Here is a 12,595-nt window from a genome sequence, read left to right as displayed (position 1 = left end):
CGACCGGGTCAGTGGCGGGTACCGACGCTACGGAAGGCGTAGGTCACGAGGAGGAGACCGATGAGCACGCCGAACCCGACGATGCCGAACCCGATCGGCGGGATCGGAAGGTGGGTGACGGCCTCGGCGTTCTCCTGGGCAACCTGTGCGGCAGCAGCGAGCACGATGTCCTCCTACTAGTTCTGGTACGTGGAGCGTGGATCAGTGGATGACCGGCGCCGGGCGCCGATCGTCGTCCAGTCTCTCACGGTCGTGCTGGACGCAGGGCAGCCTGTGATCAGGGACGCACGTGGCCGTCGCCGTGGACGACCCACTTGGTCGTCGTGAGCTCGGCCAGGCCCATGGGCCCGCGCGCGTGCAGCTTCTGGGTCGAGATCCCGATCTCCGCGCCGAGCCCGAACTGGGCCCCGTCGGTGAAACGGGTCGAGGCGTTGACCATGATCGCGGCCGAGTCGAGCTCGGCGACGAAGCGCTCGGACGAGGCCAGGTCGCGCGTGACGATGGCCTCGGTGTGCCCCGACGTCCAGGTGCGGATGTGCTCGAGCGCGGCGTCGAGGTCCGGGACGACACGCACCGCGATCTCCGGCGCGAGGTACTCGCGCGCCCAGTCGTCGTCGGTCGCAGCGAGCACCTCGACACCCGCGGGAGCGAGCTCCGCGGTGCGCGCGTCGCCGTGCAGCACCACCCCGGCCCCGTCGAGCCCGGCGAGCGCCGAGGGCAGGAACTCGGGGGCTGCGTCGGCGTGGACCAGCAGCGTCTCGGCGGCGTTGCAGACCCCGACGCGCTGCGTCTTGGAGTTGAGCAGGATCGCGAGCGCGCTCGCCTGGTCCGCCGAGGCGTCCACGTAGACGTGGCAGTTGCCGACGCCCGTCTCGATCACGGGGACGGTCGACTCGCGCACGACCGTCTGGATGAGGTCTGCTCCGCCACGCGGCACCAGCACGTCGACCAGACCGCGCGCGTGCATGAGCGCGACGGCGCCCGGACGCCCGTGCCGGTCGATGGACTGGACGAGGTCCGCGGGCAGCCCCTGGGCCTCGAGCGCACGCCCGAGCACGTCGACGATGACCTCGTTCGAGGCCGCCGCGGCCGAGCCGCCGCGCAGGATCACGGCGTTGCCACTCTTGAGCGCGAGGCCCGCCGCGTCCACGGTCACGTTGGGGCGTGCCTCGTAGATCATCCCGACGACGCCCATGGGCACGCGGACCTGTCGCAGGCGCAGGCCGTTGGGCAGGGTCGAGCCCCGCACGACCTCGCCGACCGGGTCCGGCAACGACGCGAGGTCGCGCAGCGCGTCGGCGATCGCGGCGATCCGCTCGGGGGTCAGCGCGAGGCGGTCGAGAAGACCGGCGGACGTGCCGTTCTCGCGGCCACGCTTGAGGTCCTGCGCATTGGCCGTGACGATCTCCTCGGTCGCCTCGACCAGGGCGTCGGCCAGCGCGAGCAGCGCGGCGTCCTTGGTCGCGCGCGTGGCGGTCGCGAGCGTGCGCGAGGCCGTCTTGGCGCGGCGCGCCGTCGCCTCGACGGCCTCCGCGACCGTGGGGGCCGGGGTGCCAGACGCCTGCGGGGCACCTGTGGCGGTGGTCGCGGTCTGGTCGAGGTCCGAGTCGGGGATCAGCGCGGTCATGCGACGAGCCTACGTCGCACGAGCCGAGCCTGTCTGCGGCGTCCGGGGACTGAGGCGGTCATCCCCCGAGCAGCTCCATCTGGGGGTGCCGCTGGCCACGGACCTCGCTGCGCGGCCACAGCGCACCGATGGACTCGACCTCGTCCGCGCTCAGGTCCACGAGCGCCGCATCCACGTTCTGCTCGAGGTAGGCGGTGCGCTTGGTGCCCGGGATCGGGACGACGTGCTCCCCCTGGGCGAGGATCCACGCGAGGGCGAGCTGCGCCGTCGTGACCCCACGGCCTGCGGCGACCTCCTCGAGCCGGGCGACGAGCGCCCGGTTGTGCGCGAAGTCCTCGCCGCGGTAGCGCGCGTGGGAGCGACGGACGTCGTCGGCGGCGAAGCCCTCGGTCAGGTCGACCGTCCCCGTGAGGATGCCGCGCCCCAGCGGTGAGAACGGCACGAACCCGATCCCGAGCTCGGTCAGGGCAGGCAGCACCTCGTCCTCGGGGTCGCGCGTCCAGAGCGAGTACTCGCTCTGGACCGCCGTCACCGGGTGCACGGCGTGCGCGCGCCGGACCGTCTCGACCGAGGCCTCCGAGAGGCCGACGTGGAGCACCTTGCCCGCCGCGACCAGCTCCGCGAGCGCCCCGACCGTGTCCTCGACAGGGACCTGGGGATCGACGCGGTGCAGGTAGTAGAGGTCGAGCCGGTCCGTGCCGAGACGGCCCAGGCTCGCGTCGATCGCGCGGCGAACGTAGGCAGGACGTCCGTCGACGGGGCGCCCGTCCGGGTGGCCCCCGGCCGGAGGCAGGCCCAGCTTGGACGCGATGACGACGCGGTCCCGGTCCGGCCCGAGGACTCGCCCGAGCAGCTCCTCGTTGCGACCGTGCCCGTACACGTCGGCCGTGTCGAACAACGTGACACCGGCGTCCAGGGCTGCACGCAGGGTGTCGGTGGCCTCGCGCTCGTCGGCCGGCCCGTAGGCGTCCGTGACGGACATGCCGCCGAAGCCGATCGCGGAGACCGTGAGCGGACCGGCGGGCGCGGCGCCGCCGAGGGTGCGGGTGGGAAGACTCATGCGCGCATGCGATCACCCCGAGGGCCGGAGGACAAGGCCTGCGCCCGTTCTTCCCACCGTTCGAGAACTGGTGTCGACCGAGAGGCTCACGCAGGCTGCAGCGCGGCCTCGGCTGCGGGGCTCCCGGCTCGGGCCCGACGGCGGCGCGCCAGCACGTCGTCGAGCACCGAGCACACCGTGGCCGCCACGGCGAGGAGCGCGGTCACGACGACCGCGCCCGCGAGCGCCGCATCGTGCCCTGCCGGGCTCGCGGCGGCGCCGACGAACGCGCCGGTCATCGCGGCGATGCACACGGTCGCGGAGAGCCGCTGGGAGACCTGGAGCATCCCGGCCGCGACGCCGTGCTGCCCGGTCGGCGCCTGGTCGAGCGTGAGGGCCTGGTTGGTCGAGATGCTCAGGCCGCCCGTCACCCCGGTGAGCACCTGCCCGACGACGAGGCTCGCCACCACGAACCGGTCCGGCAGGAGCAGCACCGCCAGGAGGAGCGCGACGGCGACCGGGATCTTGGCCCCGACCGCGGCGGTGACCCCCGCACGGCCGAAGCGTCGCACGAGCCGCCACGAGAGGTGGGCCGCGACGACCGACGCCAGGGCGCCAGGGGTCGTGGCGAGCCCGGCCTGGAGCGGGGTGAGCCCAGCCCCCTCCTGGAGATAGATCATGAGGACCGCCGAGAACCCGAGCGCCGAGCCGAACGTGAACGTCGCCACGAGACAGCCGAGCGCGAAGCCCGGCGCCCGGAGCAGCTCGGGCGACAGGACCGGAGTCCGCCCCGAGCGGGAGTACCGGCGCTCCCACCACACGAGTGTCGTCGCGCCCACCACGGCGGCCGCACCCCACGACGCCCGTCCCGCGAGCGAACCGGGCAGGACGAACGGCACGAGGAGCCCGAGCGCCGTCACCGAGAGGAGCGCGAGGCCCACCGGGTCGATCCCGGGCGCCGACCTGAGCGGACGGCCGGCGCGCGGCACGAAGCGTGCGCACAGCACCGCGGCCGCGAGCGCGAACGGGAGGGTCAGGACCAGGGAGATCCGCCAGCCCGCTGGACCTGCCGCGGCGAGCACGACCCCACCGACGAGCGGGGCGATCACGGCGGCGAACGCGCCCGTCGAGGCGTAGGAACCCAGGCTGCGCGCTCGCGCGGGGCCGTCGAAGTGGTCCTGGAGCAGCCCGATGACCTGCGGGTTGGCTGTGCCTGCCCCCACTCCCTGGACCAGTCGCGCGACGACGAGCACGTCGGCGTCCCGCGCGCTCGCCCCGACGAGGCTCGTCAGGGCGAACAGCACGAGACCGGCCACGAGGAACCACGGGCGTCCGTAACGGTCGCCCAGTCTGCCCGCCGGGACGAGCGCGAGCCCGAACGTCAACGAGTACCCCGCGAGGATCCACTGGAGCTGGACCGTGCTCGCCCCGAGCCCGTCGCGCAGAGCAGGCGCGGCGACCGTGAGCACCGCGGAGTCGAGGAGCGTCGCGAATCCCGTGACGAGGCACACGACCAGGACGCGGGTCTGGAGCGGGGTGCGGGTGGGGACGACGGGAACGAGACGTCTCGACATGGTGTGCTCTGCTCCGTGGTGGTCGTCGGCCCGCCGACCGCGGGACCGTGGTTCGGACGACGGTCGGGACGCGCCCGGTGGGACCGCCCCTGACGGAGCGGTCCCACCGGGACCCGGGATGCTAGTCGGCGTCCTTCCAGGTGCTGACGAGCGAGTCGAGCCGGGAGTCGGCACCGAACGTGAGCCCGTGCACGGTCGGCTGGGTGCCGATCACGCTCGTGAGCTCGTGCACCGGGATCTGGTAGTACTGGCTCGCGAGGCGCTCCTGGGCCTGCGCCAGGATCTCCGCGCGCTCGGCCGGGTCGCCAGCGGCCAGCTGGGCCTGGAGCAGAGCCTCGAGCTCAGGGTCGGTGATGCGCGGGTAGTTCGTCGCGCCGGTCGAGAAGGCCGTCCGCAGGATGTCCCCGTCGGCACGGGACTGGTTGTGCCAGGCGAAGTCGTAGTCCCCGCCCTGCTGGCGCTCGAGGAACTCCGGCACGGTCCCGCCTTCGAGGGTGATCTCGATGCCGACCGCCTTGAGCTGCTGCTGGAGGAGCTCGAGCGAGGTCTGGTTCGGGCCGAAGTTCGTGATCCACGCGACCTTGAGGGACAGCTTCTGCCCGTCCTTCTCGCGGACGCCGTCGGAGCCGACCGTCCACCCGGCCTGGTCCAGGAGCTTCTCGGCCTTGGCGCGGTCGAACGCGAAGTACGAGCTCTGGTCGGCCCAGCCGGGTGTGGTGCTCGCGAGGACGCTCGTCGCGACCGCGAAGCTCCCGTTGAGCGACGTGTCCCTGATCTCCTCGGCATCGATCGCGAAGGAGATCGCCTCGCGCACCTCGACGTCCGACACGATGGGGCGCGAGTTGTTGAAGTAGACGCCGAACACGTTGCCCGGGTTGGCGCGGCTGATGACCGGGAAGTCGCTGATCTCGAGCGTCTCGATGTCCGTCGGCTGGATCCCTCCGGCGACGTCGACCTGGTCGGAGGTCAGGCTGCCGGTGCGCACACCCGCCTCGGGGACCACCTGGAACGTGACCTTCTCGAGGTGCGGTGCACCGTCGTTGCCCAGCGCGGAAGGTGCCCAGGCGTACTCGGCGCGCTGCGCCAGGACCGTCTCGACGTCCTTGGTGTACGACTCGAGGACGAACGGACCGGTGCCGACGACCCCTTCTCCCGTCGCCCGGTCGTCGAACGGGATCGCGACCGTCGACGCGGCGACGATCCCCAGGGCGGGCGACGCCGTCGAGCTGGGGAAGGCCGCGTTGGGCGTCGCGAAGTCGACCTCGACGGTGTCGTCGTCGATCACGTTCGTCCCTTCGTAGCCCACGAAAGAGCTGAGCGCGCCGCTCTTCGCCCCTGCCGCCACGATGTCGTCGAAGGTCCCCTTGACCTCGGCCGCCGTCAGGGGCGTGCCGTCGGAGAACGTGACGTCGTCACGCAGCTCGAACGTGAAGGTCGTGGCGTCCGCGTTGGCGCTCCAGCTCGTCGCGAGCCACGGTTCGAGCTCGTTCGTGTCCGGGTTCTGGTAGAGCAACGAGTCCACGATCTGCCGGGTGACGTAGAGGGTGTCGTTGCCCGACCCCGTGCCGGAGGGATTGAGCGAGATCGGGTCGTTCCCGATCGCGAAGGTGAGCTCACCTCCGTCGACCGGGCTAGAGGTCGAGGCCGAGACGTCGTCCGCGACCGAACCGGTCCCTGCTCCTGCTCCCCCACCGCACGCGGTCAGGGCAAGGGTGGCGGCGACGGACGTCGCGAGGGCGGTTCCTCCCCGTCGGATACGTGCGTTCATGATTCTCCTTCGTCGTGGACCGAGGTCCGGTGGTGGTGGTGCGGAAAGCGCGGGTCAGTCCTGGTGGAGCGCGCGGGCGCCCGGGATCGCGTCGAGCAGGTTGCGGGTGTACTCGTGCCGGGGTGAGCGGAAGACCTCGTCGACCTGCCCGGTCTCGACGACCTTGCCCCGGTGCATGACCGCGACGGTGTGGGCGATCTCCCGGACCACCGCGAGGTCGTGCGAGATGAACAGGTAGCTGAGCCCGAGCGACTCCTGGAGACCGGAGAGCAGCCCGAGGATCTGGGACTGCACCTGGACGTCGAGGGCCGAGACGGGCTCGTCGAGCACGAGAAGCTCGGGGTTGATCGCGAGGGCCCGTGCAATCGCGACCCGCTGGCGCTGCCCGCCCGAGAGCTCGGACGGCTTGCGGTCGAGCGCCGAGGCCGGCAGGGCGACGACGTCGAGCAGCTCGAGCGCGCGCGAGCGCCGCTCGTGCCTCGAACCCAGGCCGTACGCGGCGAGCGGGTCGGTCACGACCTCGCCCACCGACAGCCGGGGGTTGAGCGAGGCGAACGGGTTCTGGTGCACGAGCTGCACCCGGCGCCGGAGGTCGCGCAGGCGTGCCCCACGCACCTCGGTCACATCGGCCCCGTCGAACGTCACGGTCCCGCTCGTGACGTCGGTCAGCCGCAGCGCGAGCCGCGCGGTCGTCGACTTCCCGGAGCCGGACTCCCCCACGAGGGCGAACGTGTGGCCGCGCGGGATCCGGAAGCTCACGTCGTCGACGGCACGATGGGTGCCGCCCCCGGCGGCGCGCGGGAGGGGGAAGTCCTTGACCAGGTGTCGGGCCACCAGGACGTCCTGCCCGGTCGGGTCCGCCGGTCCGTCGTCGGCCGCCCGTGCGACGAACGGGTCCCCCGCGCGCCCGGCGAACGTCCGTTCGCTCACGGCTCGGGTCAAGGGTGTCGCTGTCCGACGCAGCTCGCCGTGCGCGTTGAGGCTCGGAGCCGAGGCGAGGAGTGCTCGCGTGTAGGGGTGCTCAGGGTGCTCGAGCACCTCGCGCGGGGTGCCGACCTCGACGACCCGCCCCTCCGACATGACGACGATCCGGTCTGCCCGGTCCGCTGCCACGCCGAGGTCGTGGGTCACCAGGAGGACGCTCGTCGCGGTCCGTCGGGTCAGTGCCGCGAGGTGGTCGAGGATCTGTCGCTGGACCGTCACGTCGAGCGCGCTCGTGGGTTCGTCGGCGATCAGCAGCGCGGGTTCCGCGATGATCGCGATCGCGATGAGGACGCGCTGGCGCATGCCGCCCGAGAGCTCGTGCGGGTACTGCTGCGCGCGGACCTCGGGGTCCTCGAGGCCCGCGGCCCCGAGCGCCTCGACGGCCTGCGCCCTGGCAGACCTGCGGTCGGCCAGACCGTGGACGAGCAGGACCTCTGCCACCTGGTGGCCGATGCGCTTGACCGGGTCGAGCGAGACCGTGGGGTCCTGCGGGACGAGCCCGATCTGCCGGCCGCGGAACGACCTCAGCGCCGCGGGCGAGGCGGTCGCCAGGTCGGTTCCCTGGAAGACGATCCGGCCGTGCGTGACCGCCGCGGACGATGCGAGGAGCTGGACGATCGCGTGCGCGGTCGTGGACTTCCCCGACCCGGACTCGCCGACGACCGCCACGGTCTCGCCGGGGAGCACGTCGAACGAGACGTCCTGGACGGCCGCGACCGTCCCGCGGCGCGTGCGGTACTCGACCGCCAGGCTGTCGATGCGCAGCAGCGGTGCGCTCCGGTCCGTGCTCATCGGTTCCGCCGTCCTTCGGTGTCGAGGGCTCGCGAGATGCGGTTGGCCGAGAGGACCGTCAGCACGATCGCGAGCCCGGGGAGGGTCGTGAGCCACCACGCGTTGCGCAGGAAGTCACGTCCGGTCGAGACGAGCTGACCCCACTCGGGGGCAGGCGGCGGCGCCCCGTAGCCCAGGAAGCTGAGGGACGAGACCGCCAGGATCGCGGTGCCGAGCTCGAGGGTCGCGAGGACCACGACGGGCCCGGCCGAGTTCGGCAGGACGTGCCGCAGCAGCACGCGGTGCCAGCGGTTCCCCGACGCCTGCGCGGCCTCGACGTACACCGAGCTGCGGACGCGCACGACCTCGGACCGCATGATGCGGGCGACGCTCGCGACGCTCGCGAGCCCCACCGCGATCGCGACGTTCACGGTGCCGAACCCGAGGACCGTGACGAGCGCGAGCGAGAGCAGCAGGCTCGGGATCGCGAGCAGGACGTCGGCGACCCGCATGACGGCGTCGTCGACCCAGGAGCCGAAGAACCCCGCGAGCAGGCCCAGCGTCGAGCCGACGACGAGCCCGAGGCCGACCGCGATGAGCGAGGCCTGGAGCGTGAGCGCTGTGCCGTGAACCACCCGGGAGTAGAGGTCGCGGCCGAGCTGGTCGGTCCCGAACCAGTGCTCGGCCGACGGCGGCTGGAGCTTGTCGGCCGGCACCCCGGTCAGCGGGTCGGAGTGCGCGAGCAGCGTCGGGGCGAAGGCGGCCACCAGGACGACGACGATCCAGACCACGGCCGCGAGCAGACCGGGCCGCCGGACCACGAAGCCCAGGCCCGCCACGAGGCTCGAGAGGCCACGGACGCGGCCGGGCGGCAGGTCCGCGGACGAGGGCCGCCGAAGACCGGGCGTGGTGCCGTCGACGGCATCGGCCTCCGGCAGGACGCTCTGCTCGTGCGGGGCGAGGGCGGTGTCGGTCATGCTGCACCTCCGTGAAGGACGGCGACCTCGGGGGTCGACGATCTGGTGGGTACGGTCTGGTCCTCGGGGGCGGCGGCCCCTCCCCCGGGCGTCGCCCCAGGCGTGGTCGCGCCTCGGCGACGTCCCGTCACCACGCGGGGATCGAGCAACGGGTAGGCCAGGTCGACGAGCAGGTTGGACACGACGAACACGACGGCGGCGAAGATCACGATGCCCTGCACGACCGGGATGTCCTGGGTCTGCACCGCGGACGCGGTCACGCGGCCGAGTCCCGGTCGGGAGAACACCGTCTCGGTGACGACCGTGCCGGAGAGCAGCTGGCCGACGATCAGGCCGGTCATCGTCAGTGCGGGCAGCGCGGCGTTGCGCAGGGCGTGCGAGAAGAAGACCCTCGGGCGACCGGCTCCCTTGGCCCACACCGCGTCGATGTACGGCTCCCGCAGCGTGGTGGCCAGGCTCTTGGACAACAGCTGGGCGATCGTCGCCCCGGTGGGCACGGCGAGCGTGATCGCGGGCAGGACGATCGAGGCGAACCCCTTGTTCCCCATCGCGGGGAAGATCGGCAGGGTGAAGGAGAACCACTGGATGAGCAGGAGGCCGAACCAGAAGGCGGGGATCGCGACCCCGAGGGGCGGCAGCCCGAGGAGCAGCTGCCCGAGACCGCGGAACCGTGTGTAGGTGGCCGCGACGGCCAGCCCTCCGCCGAGCACCACCGCGAGCAGCAGACCGGCCGCGGCGATCTGCACGGTCGGTGGGATCGCCTCGACGATGAGGTCCGCAGCGGGGCGCCCCGTGCTGATCGACTGACCGAGGTCCCCGCGGAACAGCCCGGCGAGCTGGGAGAAGTACTGGACCACGAGCGGGCGGTCCAGACCGTGCTCGGCACGGAGCGCGTCGAGCTGCTCGGGGGTGATGTCGTTGGCGTCGGCCCCGGCCATGAGCTGGGCCGGGTCGCCGGGCAGGGCGTAGAGCACGATGAAGGACACCGTGTAGGCGGCCCAGAGCACGCCGACCGCCTGGGCCAGTCGCGTCGCGAGATAGCGTCCCATGGTGGTTCTCCCCCTCCGTCAGGCGCCGACGGCGACGGCGGCGGCGGTCCGCTCGACGGGCGGCGATCCCGGCACCGTCGAGCCGGCCGTTCCCGCACGGTCCGTGGCCGGCGTCCAGCCGAGGGCCGGGGCGACGAGAGTCGCGACGTCGTGCAGGATCTGCTCGTACTCCTCGTCGCTGAGCTCGTAGGGCAGCTCGAGGCGCAGCTCGCTGACCTCGCCCACGACGGCGTCCGCCACGAGCCGCTCGAGGATCTCCTCGCTGGGCCCCACGAGATCGGGCGCGAAGAGCGTCCGGCGCTCGCCCTGCGGGGCGAGGGTCCGGGCTCGGCGCGACTCCTCGAAGGCTCGGTAGCGTCGGCGCGACGAGGCGTCGGCGCAGTCGGTCGGCACGATGACCCGCCCGAGCGCGACCCGCGTGGTCCGCGCGTCGCCGCGCCCCGCGCGGTAGGCGACGAGGTTCGCGAGCTGGGCGGTGACGAAGTCGTCCGACTCCTCGCCTGCCACGATGTTGCCGGTCAGGAGGTTGAGCCCGTTGCGCGCGGCCCACTCGGTCGAGCGGCGCGAGCCGGCGCCGTACCAGAGGCGGTCGACGAGCCCCGGGCTGTGCGGCTGCAGCCGGGGCCGCTGGACGTTCCCGGGCGAGTGCACCACGGTGTCCTCGTCGCCGATGAAACCGCCCGACAGGTTGGCCGCGAGCCGCTCGATGCGTGCGTGCGAGAAGTCGTGGGACTCCCAGTCCCCGTCGAAGACCAGGTCACCGATCAGGTCGGCGTGCGGCGGACGGCCCGCGCTCAGGCCCACCTGGAGGCGCCCCTGCGCGAGGACGTCGGCGGTCGAGAGGTCCTCCCCGAGGCGGAACGGGCTCTCGTACCCGATCGGGATGACGCCTGTCCCCAGCTCGATCGTGCTCGTGCGTTGGGACGCCGCAGCGAGGAAGACGGTCGCCGACGAGATCCCGTGCTCGAGGTGCCGCTGGCGGACCCACGCTCCGTCGAACCCCCAGGCCTCGGCGCGCTCGAACAGCCGCAGCGTCGCCTCGAGACCGCTGGCGGGGTCGTCGTCCGGGAAGTTCCCGGGGGTGAGGAAGGCCAGCGAGGAGATCGCCGGGGTGCTCTGGCTCACGATGGTGCGTCCTTCGGTCGGACGACGTGCGGGTCCCGCCCGTCCCCGGGCACGCCACAGGAACCCGTGGACGGGGGTCGTTCGTCACGTCGTGTGCTTACCGCGACCTGTCGGCGCGGTCAGGTCCTGCCCGGAGCACCCCGTCACATCGAAGGGTTGCTGGCCAGCGAGCCGGGTCTTGGCGCTGGCGCTCTTCACCTGCCGCACAGGAAAGCCTCCCGGCGCCGTGCAGTCAAGGAGTGAGAGCGGCGTCCCACTCCATGAGACAACGCAAACGAGAGACGGGGCCCGGAGACCGTTCCAGGTCTCCGGGCCCCGTCGTGGGACCGAGCGCCGCCTCCGCGCTGCAGCCGCGAGCCGCCCTCAGGACGCCTTGCGCCTGCGCCCCACGAGCACCAGGTCGTCGCGGTGCACGACCTCGCGGTCGTAGCCCTCGCCGAGCTTGTCGCGCAGCTCGTGCGTCGAGCGGCCGAGGAGGTCGGGGATGTCGGTCGAGTCGAAGGCCACGAGGCCGCGCGCGATCACGCGCCCGTCGGGCGCGACGAGCTCGACGGGGTCGCCCGCGTCGAAGTCGCCCGTGACCCCGACCACGCCCGCGGGCAGCAGCGAGGCCCGCCCGCCCAGGACCGCGGTCACGGCCCCCTCGTCGAGCTCGAGGCGCCCCCGCGTGCGCGCGGCGTGCGCGAGCCACAGGCGTCGGCGCGTGGTGCGCTTGCCCGTCACGGCGAACCAGGTCCCGACCTCGCGCCCGGCGAGCGCGCCCTCGGCGTTCGCGGCCTTGGTCAGCACGACCGGGATGCCCGAGCCGGTCGCGATGCGCACGGACTCGAGCTTGGTGAGCATGCCGCCCGTCCCGACCGAGCTGCCGCGCCCCGTGACCTCGATGCCCTCGAGGTCGAGCGGCGAGCGGACCTCGCGGATGCGTTGGGTGCCGGGGCGCGAGGGCGGGCCGTCGTAGAGCCCGTCGACGTCGGTCAGCAGCACCATGACGTCGGCGCGGACCAGGTGCGAGACGAGCGCCGCGAGGCGGTCGTTGTCGCCGAAGCGGATCTCGTCGGTCGCGACCGCGTCGTTCTCGTTGACGACGGGCACGACGCCCAGGTCGAGGAGCCGCTCGAGCGAGCGCTGCGCGTTGCGGTAGTGCCCGCGGCGGATGGTGTCCTCGGCCGTGAGGAGGACCTGCCCCACGCGGATGCCGTACTCGGCGAACGCCTGGGCGTACCGGGCGACCAGGAGGCCCTGGCCCACCGAGGCCGCGGCCTGGGCCGTGGCGAGGTCGCGTGGTCGGGCGCTGAGGCCGAGCGGACCGATCCCCGCCGCGATCGCCCCCGAGGTCACGAGCACGACCTGCCCGCCCGCGGCGTGCCGCGCGGCGATGACGTCGACGAGCGCGTGCAGGGCCGGGACGCTGAGGTGCCCGTCCGGTCCGGTGAGCGAGGAGGAGCCGATCTTGACGACGACCCGGTGGGCCGTGGCGACCTGGGAGCGTGCGGAGAGCGCATTCACCGGGACATCATCGCGCGCCAGGCGCCCGGGCGCGGAGTCATGTCACCGTGTGACACCCCGGGGTGAGACGACATGGACCCTGCCGCGCCGTGGTGTCAGAACTGCACCGGCGCATGGCCCGGTGCATTTCTGACAGCTTCTCCGGCGTGAGCCCGCCCGACGACGTCGCCCACCT

General features: G+C 72.9%; 10 protein-coding genes and 1 riboswitch. All 10 genes read right to left on the bottom strand.

The window, feature by feature from the left end:
* Positions 1-8: 8 nt before the first annotated feature.
* The gene (locus ASE15_RS21200; RefSeq protein ID WP_169834194.1) at positions 9-164 is read right to left on the bottom strand and encodes a hypothetical protein; all 156 of its coding nucleotides are present in this window, start codon (positions 162-164) and stop codon (positions 9-11) included.
* A 113-nt stretch (positions 165-277) separates the two neighbouring features.
* A complete protein-coding gene (locus tag ASE15_RS11095) occupies positions 278-1,627 on the bottom strand; it encodes a glutamate-5-semialdehyde dehydrogenase (protein ID WP_056763339.1) in 1,350 nt (449 codons plus the stop codon).
* A gap of 58 nt (positions 1,628-1,685) precedes the next feature.
* Entirely contained in the window at positions 1,686-2,687 is a 1,002-nt protein-coding gene (locus ASE15_RS11090; protein WP_056650541.1) for an aldo/keto reductase, read from the bottom strand.
* Between the two features lie 86 nt (positions 2,688-2,773).
* Complete coding sequence (locus ASE15_RS11085) at positions 2,774-4,240, bottom strand: MFS transporter (RefSeq protein ID WP_056650538.1); 1,467 nt, start codon at positions 4,238-4,240, stop codon at positions 2,774-2,776.
* Between the two features lie 121 nt (positions 4,241-4,361).
* Entirely contained in the window at positions 4,362-6,008 is a 1,647-nt protein-coding gene (locus tag ASE15_RS11080) for an ABC transporter substrate-binding protein (protein ID WP_056650535.1), read from the bottom strand.
* 54 nt (positions 6,009-6,062) lie between these two features.
* On the bottom strand, positions 6,063-7,784 hold the full coding sequence (locus ASE15_RS11075) for an ABC transporter ATP-binding protein (protein ID WP_056650532.1): 1,722 nt from the start codon (positions 7,782-7,784) through the stop codon (positions 6,063-6,065).
* Positions 7,781-8,740 (bottom strand): ABC transporter permease, encoded by a 960-nt coding sequence (locus ASE15_RS11070; protein WP_056650528.1) that lies wholly within the window; start codon positions 8,738-8,740, stop codon positions 7,781-7,783. Before ASE15_RS11070 ends, ASE15_RS11075 begins: the two co-directional genes overlap by 4 nt.
* Positions 8,737-9,789 (bottom strand): ABC transporter permease, encoded by a 1,053-nt coding sequence (locus ASE15_RS11065; RefSeq protein ID WP_082608879.1) that lies wholly within the window; start codon positions 9,787-9,789, stop codon positions 8,737-8,739. The genes ASE15_RS11070 and ASE15_RS11065 overlap by 4 nt, the downstream gene beginning before the upstream one ends.
* 18 nt (positions 9,790-9,807) lie before the next feature.
* Positions 9,808-10,914 (bottom strand): LLM class flavin-dependent oxidoreductase, encoded by a 1,107-nt coding sequence (locus tag ASE15_RS11060; protein WP_056763337.1) that lies wholly within the window; start codon positions 10,912-10,914, stop codon positions 9,808-9,810.
* An 88-nt stretch (positions 10,915-11,002) separates the two neighbouring features.
* A riboswitch (SAM riboswitch) is annotated at positions 11,003-11,113 on the bottom strand.
* Between the two features lie 164 nt (positions 11,114-11,277).
* Positions 11,278-12,420: a glutamate 5-kinase gene (gene proB / locus ASE15_RS11055; RefSeq protein WP_068625112.1), complete on the bottom strand. Its 1,143-nt coding sequence runs from the start codon at positions 12,418-12,420 to the stop codon at positions 11,278-11,280.
* Positions 12,421-12,595: the final 175 nt, after the last annotated feature.

The organism is Oerskovia sp. Root22 (assembly GCF_001429135.1).
Classification (GTDB): domain Bacteria; phylum Actinomycetota; class Actinomycetes; order Actinomycetales; family Cellulomonadaceae; genus Oerskovia; species Oerskovia enterophila.
The sequence above is the reverse complement of the archived record's forward strand: the minus strand, read 5'-3'. Positions and strand labels throughout refer to the sequence as shown.